Raw genomic sequence first — 18,571 nt, forward strand, 5'->3', positions numbered from 1 at the left:
TCAGCCGCGCCGACGCCAGGCCCACGGCGCACGCAGCACCCACTCGTGGCGCGGATCCAGCACACGGGGCGCCAGCCAGCGCGCGGCCAGGATGGCCACCGTCGCCGCCACCAGCACATCGCTCAGGTAGTGGTCCAGGTTGACCAGCCGGCTCAGGCCGATCAATGCCGCCATGGCGAAGAGCGGCCAGCGCCAGCGCGGGGCCGCCTGGGCCAGCGCCGCCGCGACGGCAAAGGCCGTCAGCGTGTGGCTGGACGGGAAGGAGTTGAAGGGATCGCCCGAGAAGGGCTCGCCCAGGCCGTAGAAGCCATTGGCGAAGAACACGTCGGGACGCGCGCGCGCCACGATCTGCTTGAGCAGGCCGGTGATGATGCCGCCGGCCGCCATGGTCAGGATGACCAGCAGGCTGCCGCGTGCCAGGCGGTCATAGCCGATGAGACGGGCAGGCAGGCCGCGGCGCAAGGCCCACAGCGAGAAGCCGTAGACCGCCAGGGCGGAAAAGACGAAGAAATTGGTGGCCGCCAGATCGCCGATGTCCTCGAAGGCGTCGTCCACTTCGGGCGAGGTCTCGCTTTGCAGCAGGCGGGTCAGGGGCAGGTCCACCCAGATCACCAGGGCCACCAGCACCAGCAGGGCGGACAGCATGGCAAGGTAGGGCGGACGGGCACGCGCGGGCGCGGCTTGCAGCGAAGGCGTGGGATCGATCGGCGACATCGGGATACATGACGAGCCCGCGCAGGACGCGCGGGCGGACATTAAAAAGGGACAGACTAGTGCGACGTTCCTCTTATGCTAACCCGTAAATGCCTCTCAATTGTGATCTCTTCGTGACGCAGGGGGACGGCCTTGCCGCCCCCCTTCCCTCAGCGCACGCGATGCAGGTAATGGCGATGGCGTTCGTACTGGTCGAGGATGTCGCCGATCACGTCGCCCCGGCTCCAGCCCATGATGTCGTAGTCCTGCCCGCCTTCGCGCAAATGCACCTCGGCGCGGAAATATTTGCGGGCCTCGGAATCGTCCTCGGTATCCCGCAAGGTCAAGGCTGGACGCACGTAGGCATGCGCCCGGACGGAATACAGGAAATCGAGCTGCTCACCGTGCGAGACCGTCAGGATGACGCCCTCTTCCTCGGACTCGCTGACCTGCACACCGTAGCCCTGCTTGCGCATTTCCTCGGCCACCTCCTCGCAGGCCGGCTTCACCGTATCCGTGATGAAGCGCATCACGTGTGCCCGCCGCGGCATCATGATCATGTTGCGCAGCCGGCCCTGCCAGGCATTTTCCCCACGTGGCGCGGGACGCGACAGGCTCAACGCCTGGAAGCGGATGTCCCGCTTGGCCGCATCCAGCTTCAACGCCTTGAAGAGACCCCATGTCGACACCAGCAACACGATGGCGAAAGGCAGCGCGCTGGCGATGGTGGCGGTCTGCAGGGCGGTCAGCCCATCCGCCAGCAGCAATGCGATGGCGATGGCCCCCATCAGCAGCGACCAGAACACGCGTTGCCACAGCGGCGTGCCCTCCTTGCCGCCCGAGGCCAGCATGTCCACCACGAGCGCCCCCGAGTCCGCCGACGTCACGAAGAAGACCACGACCATGATGACGGCGAGCATCGAGGTCAGCGTCGACCAGGGCAATTGCTCGAGGAACGCGAACAAGGCCAACGACGAGTCCGCGCTGACGGTCTTGCCCAGCGAGTCTATGCCGTCGAACAGCACCATGTGGATGGCCGAATCGCCAAAGACCGTCATCCAGAACAGGGTGAAACCCGCAGGCACCAGCAGCACGCCCCCGACGAACTCACGAATGGTACGACCGCGCGAGATGCGGGCAATGAACATGCCGACGAACGGCGACCACGCGATCCACCATCCCCAGTAGAACAACGTCCAGCCGCCGATCCAGTCGGTGGGCTCGTAGGCATAGAGATTGAAGGTCTTGCTGACGATGTCGGAAAGATACGCGCCGGTGTTCTGCACATAGGCCTGCAGCAGGAACACGGTGGGACCGAGCACCAGCACGAAGACCAGCAGCAGCACGGCCAGGCCCAGGTTCAATTCGGACAGGATGCGGATGCCACGGTCCAGGCCGCTGGCCACCGACAGCGTGGCCAGGCCGCAGGTGATGACGATGAGACCGATCTGGACCGGAATGCTGACGCTGAGCCCGAACAGGTGATTCAGACCGCTGTTGATCTGCGACACCCCGAGGCCCAGCGACGTTGCCACGCCCAGCACAGTTCCCAGGATGGCGAAGATGTCCACGCTATGGCCGATGGGCCCGTGGATACGGTCACCGATAAGCGGATACAGGGCCGAGCGCAGCGTGAGCGGCAGGCCGTGCCGATAGCTGAAATAGGCCAGGATCAGCGCCACGATGGCGTAGAGCGACCACGCATGCAGTCCCCAATGGAAGAACGTGATGTTCATGGCCTCGCGGGCCGCGGCCACTGTCCCTCCCTCGCCCACGGGCGGCTCGAGGAAATGCATGATGGGCTCGGCCACCCCGAAGAACATGATGCCGATCCCCATGCCGGCGGAGAACAGCATCGCGAACCACGTAATGTTGCGGTAGTCAGGCTCGCTGTGGTCGGGCCCCAGCTTTATCTGCCCGTAGCGGCTGATCGCCAGCAGGATCACCGACACCAGGATGATGGCCACGGTCAGGATGTAGAACCAGCTGACATTGGCAAGTATCCATCCCTGCACGGCGTTGATGGCCGCCTGCATGGTGGCGGGCGCGGCCACGGCCAGGACGACGACGAACAGGGAAAGCCCCGCCGAGGTAAGGAAGACGGGGGCATTGACGGTATCGGGTATCTTGACTGCCATTCGGGCTCCTGCTTTGGGTCGGGCGCAAGGCGCAGACACGATTGCCGCGCTGGCCTTCCCGCGAGACGGGGCATCAGGGTAAGACGCCGATCACGTTCGATTCTGCCAGCAAACGTTGCGAGCGGTAAATGCCCGGCCCCGCGCGGCGCCAGGACGGCTACCATGCGCGGATGCCCGCCCCCATGCTTTCTCTTTTCCGCCTGCGCCTGCAGGAACACGATTCGCCCGTGGGCACCATCATGACCCTGCGCGACGACGAAGGCGTGCTGCGCGGCCTGGAGTTCACCGAGCACGGCGAACGGCTGCGCAGGCTGCTGCGGCGCCAGTATCCGCGCCGCCAGATCGACATCCAGCCCGGCCCGGCCGACCTGGACATGGATGCCCGGCTGCAAGCCTATTTCGACGGCGATTTGCAAGCCCTGGATTCGGTCCCGCTGGCGCTGGGCGGCACCGAATTCCAGCGCCAGGTGTGGGCCGCGCTGCGCGCCATCGCCCCGGGCGCCACGCGCAGCTATGGCGAACTGGCGGCCTTGCTGGGCCGCCCCGGCGCCAGCCGCGCGGTCGGCTTGGCCAACGGCGCCAACCCCATCGCCATCATCATTCCCTGTCATCGCGTCATCGGCGCGGATGGCTCGATGACCGGTTTCGGCGGCGGCATTCCCCGCAAGCGCTGGCTGCTCGGCCACGAAGCACGCGCAAGCCGCGGCGACGCGCCCTTCTCGCTCACGATGCAGTGATCCGCCAGGCCGCGCCGGATGTTGCGGCGCAGCGCAGCTTGTGCTCGCGCCTGGCGCCGGATTTCTGTATTCTGAATACAGAAACGGAGGCCGCCATGCTCAAGCCCGTCCGCAGCACCCCCGACCTGTCGCACAGCGTCCACGCCCGGCTGCGTGAGGCCATCGTGTCCGGCGCCATCGCGCCGGGCGAACGGCTGGCCCAGGAAGACCTGGCCACGCAGTTCGGCGTGTCGCGCCAGCCCGTGCTCCAGGCGCTGGCCCAACTGGAACGTGACGGCCTGGCCGTGCGCGCGGATGGCCGCGGCACCCTGCAGGCCGCCCCCCTGGATCCCTCCCTGGTCAGCCAGTTCTATGAATTGCGCGCCGAGGTCGATGCCCTGGCCGCCCGCCGCGCGGCGGAGCGCATCGCCGCCGGCGAAACCGCCCCGCTGCCCGATACGCTGGTCGAGCGCGGCCAGGCCGCCATCCGGCGCGGCCAGGTGCCCGCGCTGGTCGCCGCGGACACGCTTTTGCATCACGCCATCTACGACGCCAGCGGCAACACGCTGCTCGATACCGTCATGGCCTCGCAGTGGCACCACCTCGAACGTGTCATGGGCGCTGTCCTGCAGACCCATGCCATCCGCGCCGGCCTCTGGGACGAACACCAGGCCATCGTGCAAGCCATCAACGCCGGGCGCGCGCATGACGCCGCCACCCTGTCGCGCGAGCATGCCGAACGCGCGGCCGAAGGACTCTTGCCAAGGCTGGCGCAAGCGCTCGCCTCGGCCTGACTCGCGCGCGGCCTCCTGCCGCGCGCTCCTGCCCAGACCGGCGCCAGCCGGCGGACAACGTTCCTAGGAGACTCGCCATGCAACTCACCCCGCAACAGCTGGAGGAATTCGAGGAGAGGGGGTATCTGTTCTTCCCCGGCCTCTTCAGCCGCGAAGAGATCAAGACGCTGACCGACGAAGTGCCGCGCCTGTATGCGCAGCACCGCCCGGAGAACATCCGCGAGAAGCACAGCGGCGCCGTGCGCACCAACTTCGCCGCCCACATGTACAGCGATCCCTTCGCCCGCCTGGCCCGGCATCCGCGCATGATCAAGCCCGTCGAGCAGCTGTTCGGCGAAGAGCTGTACATGCACCAGTTCAAGATCAACGGCAAGAACGCCTTCGACGGCGACGTCTGGCAGTGGCACCAGGACTACGGCACCTGGTTCAACGACGACCTGATGCCCACGCCGCGCGCCATGAACGTCGCCATCTTCCTGGATGACGTCGACACCACCAACGGCCCGCTCATGTTCATTCCCGGCAGCCACAAGCTGGGCGTGCTGGATGCCGGCCACGACACCACGACCACCAGCTATCCGCTGTGGACCATCAACAATGAAAACATCCGCGTGCTGGTGGAGAAGGCCGGCGGGCGCAATGGCGGCATCGTCACCCCCACCGGCCCGGCCGGCTCGATGATGCTGTTCCACTCGTGTCTGGTGCACGCCTCGGGCAGCAACCTGAGCCCCTGGAACCGCGTCAGCGTCTACCTGAGCCTGTGCGCGATCTCGAACCACATCCGCCGCCACAAGCGCGTGGAATGGATCGCCCATCGCGACTTCACGCCCATCACCTGCCTGCCCGACGACTGCCTGACCCGCAGCTATCCGGTGGACCTGCCGTGGGCCAAGGGCACGCCGGCCTCGGCCGCCGTCACGTCCGAAGACCGCCTGGCGGAGGCTGCCTGATGAACCTGCATCGCAAGCTGCAACAGCGCGAGGCCGAGGGCAAGCCCCTGCGCGTGGGCCTGATCGGCGCCGGCAAGTTCGGCTCCATGTACCTGAGCCAGGTCCGCCGCACACCGGGCGTGCGCCTGGTGGCGGTGGCCGACCTGGCCCCGCCGCGCGCCCGCGCCGCGCTGGAGAAGGTGGGCTGGGAGGCCGGCGAACTGAACGCGAAGTCCTTCGAGGACGGCGCGCGCGGCGGCGGCGTGCACCTGACCGACGACGCGATGGCCATGATCGCCTCGCCGCACCTGGACATCGTGATCGACGCGACGGGCAGCCCCGCCGCCGGCATCGCTCACGTGCTGGCCTGCTGCGAACACGGCAAGCACATCGTGATGGTCAACGTCGAGGCCGACGCGCTGGCGGGTCCCCTGCTGGCGCGCCGCGCCGAACAGGCGGGCATCGTCTACTCGCTGGCCTACGGCGACCAGCCTGCGCTCATCTGCGAGATGGTCGACTGGGCCCGCGCGGCGGGCTTCGAGGTCGTGGCCGCCGGCAAGGGCACGAAATACCTGCCCGAGTACCACGCCTCCACGCCCGATACCGTCTGGCCCTATTACGGTTTCTCGCCCGAAATGGTGGCCGCGGGCGACTTCAACGCCCAGATGTTCAACAGCTTCCTGGACGGCACCAAGAGCGCCATCGAAATGGCGGCGGTGTCGAACGCCACGGGCCTGCTGCCCGCGCCGCAAGGGCTGGCGTTCCCGCCCTGCGGCGTGGACGACCTGGCCCGCGTGCTGCGTCCGCGCGAGGAGGGCGGCATGCTGCACCATCGCGGCCAGGTCGAGGTCATCTCCTCGGTGGAGCGCGACGGCCGCCCGGTCTTCCGCGACCTACGCTGGGGGGTGTACGTGACGTTCGCGGCCGACAGCGATTACGTGCGGCGCTGCTTCAAGGAATACGGCCTGGTCACCGATCCCATCGGCAACACCTCGGCGCTCTACAAGCCCTATCACCTGATCGGGCTGGAATTGGGCATCAGCGTGGCGAGCGTGGGCGTACGCGGCGAACCCACGGGCGCGCCCATCGACTGGCACGGCGACGTGGTGGCCACCAGCAAGCGGGCGCTGCGCGCCGGCGAGGTGCTGGACGGTGAAGGCGGCTTCACCGTCTATGGCCGCTTGATGGCCGCAAGGGAATCGGTGGCCGGCGGCTACCTGCCGCTGGGGCTGGCCCACAAGGTCAAGCTCAAGGCCGACGTGCCCGCCGGCCAGCCCGTACGCTGGCGCGACGTGGAGTTCGACGACGCCAGCCAGGCCGTGCGATTCCGGCGCGAGATGGAAGCCGCCTGGGCCGGGCAGGCACAGCCCCGGGCAGCCTGAACGACCTGCCACGCCGCGCCTTCGGCTGCGTGCCGCCGCCACCGGCCGGCCACCCCGCGTGACCGGCCCGTGGCGGCCTCACATATTTGTTATCCTTCCCGGGCATCATGCCCACGACAGCCGCCCTCCGGCGGCTTCGTTTTTGGAATCGCCAGGCCTTGCGCATGCCGCGCAGCGCCGGCTCTTGTTGACGCCTCAAGCACCGTGACCTCCCCTACGCAGACCCCACCTGAATTGGCCGCCCTGATGGCGCAGGCCTCGCGCGTGCTGTCGCAGCTGGAAGCTTGGCTGCCGCCCGCCCCGCCGGACATCGACTGGAATGCCCACGCCTACCGCTGGCGCCGCCGCGGCTCGCGCGGCTGGCTGGACGCGGTCCGCCACGTCGCCCGCATCGAGATGGACGACCTGCAGCACATCGAGCGCCAGAAAGAGATCATCGAGCGCAACACGGTCAACTTCCTGAAGGGCCTGCCCGCCAACAACGTGCTGATGACCGGCGCGCGCGGTACCGGCAAGAGCTCGCTGGTGAAGGCGATGCTGGCCGCCCACGGCGACGCCGGGCTGCGCCTCATCGAGGTCGACAAGTCGGACCTGGGCGACCTGGCCGACATCGTCGAGCTGGTGGCCCACCGCCCCGAGCGCTTCCTGGTGTTCTGCGACGACCTGTCCTTCGAGGAAGGCGAGGCGGGCTACAAGGCGCTGAAATCGGTGCTGGATGGCTCGGTGGCCTCGGCCGGCGACAACGTGCTGATCTATGCCACCTCCAACCGGCGCCACCTGATGCCGGAATACATGAGCGAGAACCTGCAGGCCCGTCACCAGCCCGATGGCGAAATCCATCCCGGCGAGACGGTCGAGGAAAAGATCTCGCTGTCGGAGCGCTTCGGCCTCTGGCTGTCCTTCTATCCCTTCAAGCAGGACGATTACCTGGACATCGTGCGCCACTGGCTGAAGGAACTCGGTTGCCCGCCCCAGGCCATCGAGGACAGCCGCGCCAGCGCGCTCCAATGGGCGCTGGAACGCGGTTCGCGCTCGGGCCGCGTGGCCCTGCAATTCGCACGTGACTGGGCAGCTCAGCATGGTTGAAAAGATTGTCGACGTGGCCGTTGGCCTCATCCTGCGCGAAGACGGCGCGCTGCTGCTGGGCGACCGCCCCACGGGCAAGGCATGGCCGGGCTGGTGGGAACTGCCGGGCGGCAAGATCGAGCCGGGCGAGTCCGTCATGCAGGCGCTGGCCCGCGAACTGGACGAGGAACTGGGCATCGCGGTCACGCAAGCCCGTCCGTGGGTGACCTACATCCACGTCTATCCGCACACGACCGTGCGCCTGGCCTTCTGCATCGTCACGGGCTGGACGAACGAACCCACCGGCCGCGAGGGCCAGCAACTGATGTGGATCCCGCCCGCCAAGGCGCTGGAAATGGACCACCTGCTGCCCGCCGCCTATCCGCCGCTGCGCTGGCTGCTGCAGCCCGACCGCTACGGCATCAGCGACATCGGCACGCCCGAAGGGCTGCCCGCGTTCCTGCAGCGGCTGGACGCCGCGCTGGCCAACGGCCTGAAACTCGTGCAATTGCGCGAGCCCCACTGGCCGGGCGGCCCCGCCGCCGTCTCGCTGCACACCGCCTTCGAACGCGTCCTGCAACGTTGCCATGATGCGGGCGCACGCCTGCTGGTCAACAGCGTGCATCCCAAGGAGTGGTGGCAGCAGGCCGACGGCGTCCACCTGCGCGCCGCCGACGCGCTGGCCCAGACCGACAGGCCGGCGCTGCCCGAGGGCGCGCTGGTGGGCGTCTCGGCCCACAACGAGACCGAGCTGGCCCAGGCCCGCGCGGTCGCGGCCGACTTCGCGGTGCTGGGCCCGGTGCTGGACACGCCCACGCACCCCGGCGCCACGCCGCTGGGCTGGGATACCTTCGCCGAGCTGAACCGCCAGGCCGGCATGCCGGTCCTGGCGCTGGGCGGCCAGTCCGACACCACCTTCGAGACCGCGCGCGCCCTGGGTGCGCATGGCATCGCGGGCATCCGCGGCCTGATCTGAGGCCAAGGCCCAGGAACTTCCCTCGTCGATCGTCACACCAAGATGCAACAGGCTGAAATCGCTAATTTCCGGTTTTGTCTTTCGGACACGCCGGCGGACGCGATAATGCACGGCGCACGCCCCTGCAACGGGGCGCCGCCGCCCGCTTCGCCCTGTAGCAGGACCACGCGGCAACGCCGCTTTGTGCGACATCGACCCCTATGCAGCAGCCTTCACGCTTCCTCACCAGGCGCCGCCTCTTCCTGACGGCCGCCCTCCTGATCGCCCTCCTGGCGGTCTGGTTCTTCTTTTTCCGCGCGCCCGCCTCCAAGGCGCCCACCGTCGGCCCGTCGGCCTGGGCCGGTCCCGTGCCCGTGCGGGTCGTGCCCGCCGTGGTCGAACCGCTGACGATGCGCGTGCGCGCCATCGGCACGGTCACCCCGCTGAACACCGTCACGGTGCGCAGCCGCGTGGAAGGCGAACTCACGAAGCTGCTGTTTCAGGAAGGCCAGCAGGTCGAGGCCGGCCAGTTGCTCGCGCAGATCGACCCGCGCCCCTATCAGGTCCAGCTGGACCAGGCGCTGGGCCAGCAGCAGCAGAACCAGGCCCTGCTGCGCAACGCGGAGCTGGACCTGAAGCGCTACCAGACGCTTTTCAAGCAGGACTCCATCGCCCGCCAGCAGCTCGACAGCCAGCAATCGCTGGTGCGCCAGTACCAGGGCGCCCAGAAGACGGACCAGGCGCAGGTCGACAACGCCAAGCTGCAACTCTCCTTCACGCGCATCACCGCCCCCATCGCCGGCCGCATCGGCCTGCGCGTGGTCGACCAGGGCAACCTGGTCAGCACCGGCGACACCGCCGGCCTGGCCGTCATCACGCAGACCCGCCCGATCTCGGTGATCTTCTCGGTCCCCGAGGTGCAACTGGCCGAACTGATGCCGCAAGTGCGCGCCGGCCGCAAGCTGGTGGTCGAGGCCTGGAACAGCGATGACCGCACCCAGCTGGCTTCCGGCACCCTGACCACGGTGGACAACCGCATCGACACCAGCACCGGCAGCCTGCGCCTGCGCGCGGAGTTCGCCAACCAGGACGACGCCCTCTTCCCCAACCAGTTCGTCAACGTGCGCCTGCAGGTCCGCACCCTGGACGACGCGCTGACCGTGCCCGCCGACGCCGTGCAGTACGGCAACCGCGGCCCCTATGTCTATGCCATTTCCGCCGACAACAAGGCTGCCGTGCGGCTGTTGAAGCTGGGCCCGTCGGACAGCGGCCGCGTGGCCGTGCTGGAAGGCCTGCAGGCGGGCGAGAACGTCGTGCTCGAGGGCATCGACCGCCTGAGCGAAGGCCGCGTGGTCCGCATCGTGACGGAGACGCCCGCCGCGGGCCCCGCCACCGGCGCGCCCGGTGAAGGCGACGCCGCCACGCCGGCCCAGCAACAGCAGCAGCGCCGCCCGCGCCGCGGCTGACCCCAAGGCGGCCCCCCATGGACCTGTCCGGCATCTTCATCCGCCGTCCGGTCGCCACCGTCCTGCTGATGGTGGCGCTCCTCATCTCCGGCCTCATGGCCTGGCGCCTGCTGCCTGTCGCGGCCCTGCCGCAGGTGGACTACCCCACCATCCAGGTCTTCACCTATTACCCCGGCGCCAGCCCCGACGTCACCACCAGCGCCATCACGGCGCCGCTGGAGCGCCGCTTCGGCCAGATCCCCGGCCTGAAGCAGATGTCGTCCAGCAGTTCCAGCGGCGCGTCGGTCATCACGCTGCAGTTCGCGCTGGAACTGGACATGGGCGTGGCCGAACAGGAAGTGCAGGCCGCCATCGCCGCGGCGGGCAGCCTGCTGCCGTCGGACCTGCCCGCGCCACCGGTCTACCGCAAGGTGAACCCCGCCGACACGCCCATACTCACGCTGGCCGTCACCTCGGCCACCCTGCCGCTGCCGCAGGTCTACGACCTGATCGACACGCGCATGGCCCAGCGCCTGGCCCAGGTGTCCGGCGTCGGCCTGGTCAGCCTGGCCGGCGGCCAGCGCCCGGCCTTCCGCATCCAGGTGAACCCCGGCGCGCTGGCCACCTACGGCCTCAGCATGGAAGACGTGCGCACCGCCATCAACGCGGCCAACGTCAACCAGCCCAAGGGCAGCTTCGACGGCGAGCTGCGCACCATCATGATGACGGCCAACGACCAGTTGCGTTCGTCCGAGGAATACCGCCAGCTCATCCTGCGCTGGCAGGATGGCGCGCCGCTGCGGCTGGGCGACGTCGCCACCATCGAGAACGGCGCCGAGGACGCGCGCCTGGCCGCGTGGTCGGGCGCGCTGCCCGCCGTGCTGGTCAACATCCAGCGCCAGCCCGGCGCCAACGTCATCGAGGTGGTCGATCGCGTGCAGGCGCTGCTGCCGCAGATCACCGCCGGCCTGCCCGCCGCCGTGCAGGTCGACGTGCTGACCGACCGCACGCAGAGCATCCGCGCCTCGGTGCGCGACGTGCAGCTCGAACTCGTCTTCGCCGTCTTCCTGGTGGTGCTGGTCACTTTCGCGTTCCTGCGCAACCCCGCCGCCACCATCATCCCCAGCATCGCCGTGCCCTTGTCGCTGATAGGCACCTTCGGCGTCATGTACCTGGCCGGCTATTCGATCAACAACCTGACGCTCATGGCGCTCACCATCGCCACGGGCTTCGTGGTGGACGACGCCATCGTCATGCTGGAGAACATCGCCCGGCACCGCGAAATGGGCAAGAGCCGCATGCAGGCAGCGCTGAAGGGCGCCTCGCAGATCGGCTTCACGCTGATCTCCCTGACGCTGTCGCTGATCGCGGTGCTGATCCCGCTGCTCTTCATGGGCGACGTGGTGGGACGCCTGTTCCACGAATTCGCGATCACGCTGGCCGTGGCCATCATGATCTCGCTGGTGGTGTCGCTCACGCTCACGCCCATGATGTGCTCGCGCATGCTGCCCGACCTCACCCACGGCCAGGGCAGCAAGGGCTTCCTCGACCACGTCATCGACCGCTACGACCACGCGCTGGCCTGGGTGCTGGCGCGCCAGCGCCTGACGCTCCTTGCCACGGTCGTCACCCTGGCGCTTACCGGCGTGCTTTACGTGCTGGTGCCCAAGGGCTTCTTTCCCGTGCAGGACAGCGGCGTGATCCAGGGCATCACCGAAGCGCCGCAGGCCTCGTCCTTCGCCGCCATGTCCCAGCGCCAGCAGGCGCTGGCCGCGGAAATCCTGAAGGACCCCGACGTCCAGAGCCTGTCGTCCTTCATCGGCGTGGACGGCACCAACGCCAGCATCAACACCGGCCGCATGCTGATCAACCTGGTGCCGCACGGCGCGCGCAGCGCGCCCATCCACGATATCCTGGCGCGGCTCACCGAACGCACCCTGGACGTGCCCGGCATCACGCTGTACACCCAGCCGGTACAGGAGCTTTCCATCGAGGACCGCGTCAGCCGCACGCAGTTCCAATTCACGCTGACCACGCCCGATGCCACGCTGCTGGCCGAATGGTCGGACAAACTGGTGGCGGCCCTGCGCGAACTGCCCGAGCTGGGCGACGTGGCCAGCGACCTGCAGCAACAGGGCCTGCAGGCCTACGTCGACGTGAACCGCGATGCCGCCAGCCGGCTGGGCATCAGCATGGCCGACATCGACAACACGCTCTATAGCGCCTACGGCCAACGCCAGATCGCCACGATCTTCACCCAGGCCAACCAATACCGCGTGGTGCTGCAGGTGGCGCCCGAATACGCCAATGCGCCGGTGGACCTGGACCGCCTGTACATCCGTTCCTCGGCAGGCACGCAGGTGCCGCTGTCGGCCATCGCGCAGGTGCAGGAACGCCCGGCGCCGCTGGTCATCAGCCACGTCGGCCAGTTCCCCGCCGCCACGCTGTCCTTCAACCTGGCGCCCGGCGCCTCGCTGGGCCAGGCCGTCGATGCCATCGAGCGCACGCAGGCCGAACTCGGCATGCCCGCCGCCATCGAGAGCCGGTTCCAGGGCGCGGCCGAGGCCTTCCGCGCCTCGCTGTCCAACACGCTGTGGCTGATCCTGGCCGCCGTGGTCACGATGTACATCGTGCTGGGCATCCTGTACGAAAGCGCCATCCACCCCATCACCATCCTGTCCACGCTGCCGTCGGCCGCCGTGGGCGCATTGCTGGCACTGCTCATCAGCGGCGGCGAGCTGGACCTGATCGCCATCATCGGCATCATCCTGCTGATCGGCCTGGTGAAGAAGAACGGCATCATGATGATCGACTTCGCGCTCGAGGCCGAACGCCGCGAGGGCATGTCACCGCGGGAAGCCATCCACCGCGCCGCGCTGCAGCGGTTCCGGCCCATCCTGATGACCACGCTGGCCGCGCTCTTCGGCGCCCTGCCGCTCATGTTCGCCTCGGGCTCGGGCGCGGAACTGCGCCAGCCGCTGGGCCTGGTGATGGTGGGCGGACTGCTCGTCAGCCAGGTGCTCACGCTTTTCACCACGCCGGTGGTCTACCTGTTCTTCGACCGCCTGGGCAAGCGCGCCGGCCGCGGCCGGCGTGACCAAGACCGCCCGGCAGAGGCGCGGCCGTGAACCTGTCGCGTCCCTTCGTGCGGCGTCCCGTCGCCAGCCTGCTGCTGGCGATCGCGGTCCTGCTGCTGGGCCTGCTGTCCTGGCGGCTGATGCCGGTCGCGCCGTTGCCCCAGGTCGACTTTCCGGCCATCGTGGTCAACGCCAACCTGCCCGGCGCCGATCCCGAGACCATGGCGTCCACGGTGGCTGCGCCGCTCGAACGCGCCATGGGGTCCATCGCAGGCGTGACGGCGCTGCGTTCGTCCAGCAACACCGGATCCACCACGGTCATGCTGCAATTCGAGCTGGACCGCAACATCAACGATGCCGCCCGCGACGTGCAGGCGGCGATCAACGCCGCGCAGGCCACGCTGCCCTCGGGCATGCCTTCGCGGCCGTCGTACCGCAAGATCAATCCCTCGCAGGCCCCCGTCCTGACGCTGGCGCTGTCCTCGCGCGACCTGTCGCGCGGCAAGCTCTACGACGTCGCCTCGACGATCCTGGCGCAGAAGATCGCGCAGGTTCCCGGCGTGGGCGACGTCACCGTCAGCGGCGCTTCGCTGCCCGCCGTGCGGGTGCAGTTGAACCCCAACGCGCTGGCTGCCTATGGCATCGCGCTGGACGATGTCCGGCGCGCCCTGACCGACGCCAATCCGCTGCGCCCGCGGGGCGACCTGGTCGGCAACGACCTGCAATGGCAGATCCAGACCTCCGACCAGCTGCGCCGCGCCGAGGAATACCGGCCGCTCATCATCCGCTACATCGACGGCCGCGCGGTGCGCCTGGGCGACATCGCCACGGTGACGGATTCGGTGGAAAACCGCTACTCCAGCGGTTTCCACAACAATGAACCCGCCGTCAGCATCGAGGTCAGCCGCCAACCGGGCGCCAACATCGTCGAGACCATCGACGCCATCAATGCCCAACTGCCCGCCTTGCATGCGCTGGTGCCCGCCTCGGCCGAACTGAAGGTCGTGCTGGACCGCTCGCCCGTCATCCGCGCCACGCTGCACGAGGCGCAGATCACGCTGCTGCTGGCGGCGGGCCTGGTGGTGCTGGTGGTCCTGGGATTCCTGGGCAGCCTGCGCGCCGCGCTGATCCCCAGCGTGGCGATCCCGGTGTCCCTGATCGGCACCTTCACCATCATGTACCTGTACGGGTTCTCGCTGAACAACCTGTCGCTGATGGCGCTCATCGTGGCAGCGGGCCTGGTCGTGGACGATGCCATCGTGGTCATGGAAAACATCCAGCGCCACATCGAACGCGGCATGACGCCTTTCCGCGCCGCCATGCGCGGGGCGGGCGAAGTGGGCTTCACGCTGCTGGCCATGAACGTCGCGCTGATCGTGGTGTTCGTCTCCATTCTCTTCATGGGCGGACTCGTCGAGCGCCTGTTCCGGGAATTCTCCATCACGCTGGCTGCCGCGATGGTCGTCTCGCTGGCGGTCTCGCTCACGCTCACCCCCAGCCTCTGCGCACGCCTGCTGCCCAGGCATGACAGCACCGAGCGCCGCAACCGGCTGCAGGAAACCAGCGAGCGCCTGTTCGGACGGCTGCTGGACGGCTACTCCCGCAGCTTGCGCTGGAGCCTGCGGCGCGCGCCATGGGTGCTGCTGATCCTGGTCGGCGTGGTGGCGCTGAACGTCACGCTGTACATCGCGATACCCAAGGGTTTCCTGCCCGAGCAGGACACCGGCCAGCTGCGCGCCTTCGTGCGCGGTGACGATGGCGCCTCCTATCAATCGATGCTGCCGAAGATGGAGATCTATCGCCAGCTGCTGCTGGCCGATCCCGCCGTGGAAGACGTGGTCGGCAGCAGCGGGGGGGATCGCGGCATCAGCAACGCCCGCATCGACGTGCGCCTGAAGCCTCGGGCCGAACGCGTGTCGGCCGACGAAGTGGTCGCCCGCCTGCGCACCTCGCAGCCCGCGCTGCCTGCCGGGATCCTGTTCCTCAACGTGAACCAGGACCTGCGCATGCCCAACCTGTCGGACAATTCGGGCAGCTACGAGCTCACCCTGCTCTCCGGCGACCTGGACCTGTTGCGCCAATGGGAAACGCGCGTCCTGGAAGCCATGCGCAACGTGCCGGAGATCACGGACGTGGACGGCGGCCCTGGCGAAGGGACCCAGCAGATCACGCTCGACATCGACCGCGAAGCCGCGCGCCGGCTGGGCGTGGACATGAACACCATCACGCAGGTGCTGAACAACTCCTTCAGCCAACGCCAGGTCGCCACGCTCTACAGCACGCTGAACCAGTACCGGATCGTGATGGAGGTCGAGCCGCAATACACGCAGTCGCCCACGGTCCTGAACCAGTTGCTCATCCTGACCGCGGACGGCACGCGCATCCCGCTGTCCGCGGTCGCAAGCTACCGGTACAGCCAGGTGAACGACCGCGTCAGCCACACGGACCAGTTCGCTTCCGCCGACATCAGCTTCTCCGCGGCGGAAGGCGTCGCCCTGGAACAGGCGATCGAAGGCGTGCAGCGCGCGCTGGCGGAGGTCATGCTGCCCACCGCCGTGCAGGCGCGCATGGGCGGCACGGCCTCCAGTTTCGTGCAAAGCGCCGAGACCCAGCCGCTGCTGATCCTGGGCGTGCTGATCGCGGTCTACCTGGTGCTGGGCGTGCTCTATGAAAGCCTGCTGCATCCCATCACCATCCTGTCCACGCTGCCGTCCGCCGGCATCGGCGCCTTGCTCGCGCTGCGGCTCACCAATACGCCATTTACCCTCATCGCGTTGCTGGGACTGTTCCTGCTGATCGGCGTCGTCATGAAGAACGCCATCCTCATGATCGACTTCGCGCTGGTCGCCCAGCGCCGCGAAGGCCTGTCGCCCCTGCGCGCCATCTACAAGGCGGCGCGCATGCGCCTGCGGCCCATCCTGATGACCAACCTGGCCGGCCTGCTGGGCGCGCTGCCGCTGGTGCTGGGCTCGGGCGACGGCGCCGAGATGCGCCAGCCGCTGGGCATCGCCATCGTCGGCGGCCTGGCCGTCAGCCAACTGCTCACGCTCTACACCACCCCCGTGGTCTACCTTTACCTGGACCGCCTGCGGGCGCGCCGCGAACCCGCCGCGCCCGCGCCGGCTGCCCTGCCGCAAGGCGAACAATGATGCGACTGCCCCGACTCTCCCTGCGCCTTCATCCGGCCGCGCTGGCCCTGCCCCTGCTGCTGGCCGGCTGCGCCATCGGCCCCGACTACGAGCGCCCCGCCACCCCGATGTCCGCCCAGTTCAAGCAGCTGGACGGCTGGCGCCTGGCCGAGCCGGCCGAGGTCATGCGGGACGATCAGTGGTGGGCGCGCTACCAGGACGGCACGCTGTCCGCGCTGGTGCGCGACATCGACGTGTCCAACCAGAACCTGGCCCAGGCCGAGGCCCGCTACCGGCAGGCGCTGGCGCTTTCCGACGGCGCGCGCGCAGGCTTCTTCCCGACACTGGGCGCCTCGGCATCCGCCAGCCGCAGCGGCAGCAGCGGCAATGGCGGCGGGCAAGGGTCCGGCAGCAACGCCGGCACGCGCTATGAGGCCGGCCTGACCGCCTCCTGGCTGCCCGACATCTGGGGCAGGGTACGCCGCGAAGTGGAAGCCGGCCGCGCCACGGCGCAAGCCAGCGCGGCGGACCTTGCCGCCGCGCGCCTGTCCGCGCAATCCTCCCTGGCATTGGCCTATTTCCAGCTGCGCGTGCTGGACCAGCAAGCCGTGCTGCTCAGCCAGACGGTGCAGGCCTATGAGCGCTCGTTCACGCTGACCCGCAACCAGTACGAGGCAGGCCTGACCGCACGCGCCGACGTCGTCCAGGCGGAAACCCAGTTGGAACAGGTGCGCGTGCAACTGCGCGACCTGGACTGGCAGCGCGCCCAGCAGGAAAACGCCATCGCCGTGCTGGTGGGCCGCGTGCCGTCCGATTTCTCGCTGCCCCGCGTCGACGGCCTGCCGCGCCTGCCTGCCATTCCGCAGGCGCTGCCCTCGACGCTGCTGCAACGCCGGCCCGACATTTCCTCGGCCGAGCGCACCGTGGCCGCCGCCAACGCGCGCATCGGCGTGGCCGAAGCCGCCTGGTTCCCGGACCTGACGCTCAGCGCCTCGGGCAGCCTGCAACACAACAACTTCGCCGACTGGATCTCGGCCCCCTATCGGGTGTGGTCATTGGGCCCGGCGCTGGCGCTCTCGCTCTTCGACGGCGGCGCGCGCTCGGCCGCCCTGGCACAGGCCACGGCCAGCTACGACGAACAGGTGGCGCGCTATCGCCAGACGGTGCTGGACGGCCTGCGCGAAACCGAAGACGCGCTGGCGCTGTTGCGCACCATGGAAGCCGAGATCGTGCAGCAACGCCGCGTGGTGGCGCTGGCGGAAGAGAACGAGACGCTGGTCACCAATCGCTATCGCGAAGGCATCGTGACCTTCCTGGAAGTGGCGGTGGCGCAGAACACCACGCTGACCGCGCGCCGCACGCTGTTGCAGCTGCAGGGCACGCAATTGCAGGCCAGCGTGCAGTTGATGACGGCGCTTGGGGGCGGCTGGGATGGGGACCTGGCGCCGGAAACGGGGCCGCTCAGCCCCCGCCGCACAACGCCAGACTGAAGGGCACCGTCCGCGAGACCTGCTGGGGTTTCAACTCCCCATCCTGGGTGGAGAAGCGGATCCACACCATGTACTTGTTGGCGCTGATCTCGGGAAACACGCCCAGGCTGTCGTCGACCCAGACGCGCAGGAGCTGGTGGATCTTGCCGCCCAGCATTTCCTGGTAGGCCCCCTGCTCGGCGGCAATGTCCTTGCGCCGGCCAGCGCCGCGCAGCAGCTGCAGCACCATGTTGAGCGCCTCGGACAGCGGCTGCATGGGCGTGATCCAGCGCTGCAGGTCGCCGTGGCGCACGGACTCCGGCTTGCTTTGCCAGGCGAAATAGGAAGGCATGTCGACCTGCGTGGCGCCGCCGGGCACGGCCAGGCGGCCGCGCAGGCTGACCAGCCATTCGTTTTCGCGCAGCGCCTGCCCCACCTTGCCTTGCGCGGCCAGCGCCGCACTCACGCGCTCGACCTCGCCCAGGGTGGAAAGCAGGGCATCCTGGTTCACGTCGGGATGGTCACGCAGCGCGGACAGCGACGTGCGCTGGCGCTCGAGGTCCTGAAGGATGGCGCTTTTCAGGTCCGCGCGCTCGCAGGCGTCGAGCAGATCGAACAGGGCGATGACGGCCGCCTGGTGCAGGCGCGCGTCTCCGGGTTGGGCGAAAAAGAAAAGCCGATCGAACAGGTACTCCAGGCGCAGGAAGGCCCGGATGCGTTCATTGAAAGGGTATTCGTAAAGGATCACGCTCGATGATGGCCCGTCGGAGTCCGGCCTTG

13 protein-coding genes are annotated in these 18,571 nt (G+C 68.6%); 10 read left to right on the forward strand and 3 right to left on the reverse strand.

Translation table 11 applies throughout. The annotated features are described in order from the left end of the window. Together ODI_RS20135 and betT are read right to left on the reverse strand one after the other, a co-directional pair. Window positions 1-714: a phosphatase PAP2 family protein gene (locus ODI_RS20135; protein WP_067750613.1), complete on the reverse strand. Its 714-nt coding sequence runs from the start codon at window positions 712-714 to the stop codon at window positions 1-3. A 149-nt stretch (window positions 715-863) separates the two neighbouring features. Continuing rightward, window positions 864-2,831, reverse strand: coding sequence for a choline BCCT transporter BetT (gene betT / locus ODI_RS20140; protein WP_067750616.1), 1,968 nt, complete (start codon window positions 2,829-2,831; stop codon window positions 864-866). 182 nt (window positions 2,832-3,013) lie between these two features. Between betT and ODI_RS22665 the strand changes: the two genes are divergently transcribed. From ODI_RS22665 to ODI_RS20190, 10 genes are all read left to right on the forward strand, one after another. Then, entirely contained in the window at window positions 3,014-3,568 is a 555-nt protein-coding gene (locus tag ODI_RS22665) for a methylated-DNA--[protein]-cysteine S-methyltransferase (RefSeq protein WP_098021045.1), read from the forward strand. A 95-nt stretch (window positions 3,569-3,663) separates the two neighbouring features. Then, on the forward strand, window positions 3,664-4,341 hold the full coding sequence (locus tag ODI_RS20150) for a GntR family transcriptional regulator (protein ID WP_067750794.1): 678 nt from the start codon (window positions 3,664-3,666) through the stop codon (window positions 4,339-4,341). A 77-nt stretch (window positions 4,342-4,418) separates the two neighbouring features. After that, a complete protein-coding gene (locus ODI_RS20155) occupies window positions 4,419-5,291 on the forward strand; it encodes a phytanoyl-CoA dioxygenase family protein (protein WP_067750619.1) in 873 nt (290 codons plus the stop codon). After that, window positions 5,291-6,652 carry an NAD(P)H-dependent oxidoreductase gene (locus ODI_RS20160; protein WP_067750621.1) on the forward strand — a complete coding sequence of 454 codons (1,362 nt, stop codon included), beginning with the start codon at window positions 5,291-5,293 and terminating at the stop codon, window positions 6,650-6,652. The genes ODI_RS20155 and ODI_RS20160 overlap by 1 nt, the downstream gene beginning before the upstream one ends. A gap of 246 nt (window positions 6,653-6,898) precedes the next feature. After that, window positions 6,899-7,738: an ATP-binding protein gene (locus ODI_RS20165; RefSeq protein WP_067750796.1), complete on the forward strand. Its 840-nt coding sequence runs from the start codon at window positions 6,899-6,901 to the stop codon at window positions 7,736-7,738. Beyond that, on the forward strand, window positions 7,731-8,693 hold the full coding sequence (locus ODI_RS20170) for a Nudix family hydrolase (RefSeq protein ID WP_067750624.1): 963 nt from the start codon (window positions 7,731-7,733) through the stop codon (window positions 8,691-8,693). Before ODI_RS20165 ends, ODI_RS20170 begins: the two co-directional genes overlap by 8 nt. A gap of 200 nt (window positions 8,694-8,893) precedes the next feature. After that, window positions 8,894-10,138 (forward strand): MdtA/MuxA family multidrug efflux RND transporter periplasmic adaptor subunit, encoded by a 1,245-nt coding sequence (locus ODI_RS20175; protein ID WP_067750627.1) that lies wholly within the window; start codon window positions 8,894-8,896, stop codon window positions 10,136-10,138. Between the two features lie 17 nt (window positions 10,139-10,155). After that, complete coding sequence (locus tag ODI_RS20180; RefSeq protein WP_067750631.1) at window positions 10,156-13,245, forward strand: multidrug efflux RND transporter permease subunit; 3,090 nt, start codon at window positions 10,156-10,158, stop codon at window positions 13,243-13,245. A gap of 2 nt (window positions 13,246-13,247) precedes the next feature. Then, entirely contained in the window at window positions 13,248-16,343 is a 3,096-nt protein-coding gene (locus tag ODI_RS20185) for an efflux RND transporter permease subunit (RefSeq protein ID WP_067750798.1), read from the forward strand. Continuing rightward, a complete protein-coding gene (locus tag ODI_RS20190; protein ID WP_067750634.1) occupies window positions 16,340-17,812 on the forward strand; it encodes an efflux transporter outer membrane subunit in 1,473 nt (490 codons plus the stop codon). Before ODI_RS20185 ends, ODI_RS20190 begins: the two co-directional genes overlap by 4 nt. Here the strand turns inward: ODI_RS20190 and zapD are convergent. Then, window positions 17,784-18,539: a cell division protein ZapD gene (gene zapD / locus ODI_RS20195; RefSeq protein WP_067750637.1), complete on the reverse strand. Its 756-nt coding sequence runs from the start codon at window positions 18,537-18,539 to the stop codon at window positions 17,784-17,786. The genes ODI_RS20190 and zapD overlap by 29 nt on opposite strands. Between the last annotated feature and the right edge of the window lie 32 nt (window positions 18,540-18,571).

Origin of the sequence: Orrella dioscoreae (assembly GCF_900089455.2) — a bacterium.
Classification (GTDB): Bacteria; Pseudomonadota; Gammaproteobacteria; order Burkholderiales; family Burkholderiaceae_B; genus Orrella; species Orrella dioscoreae.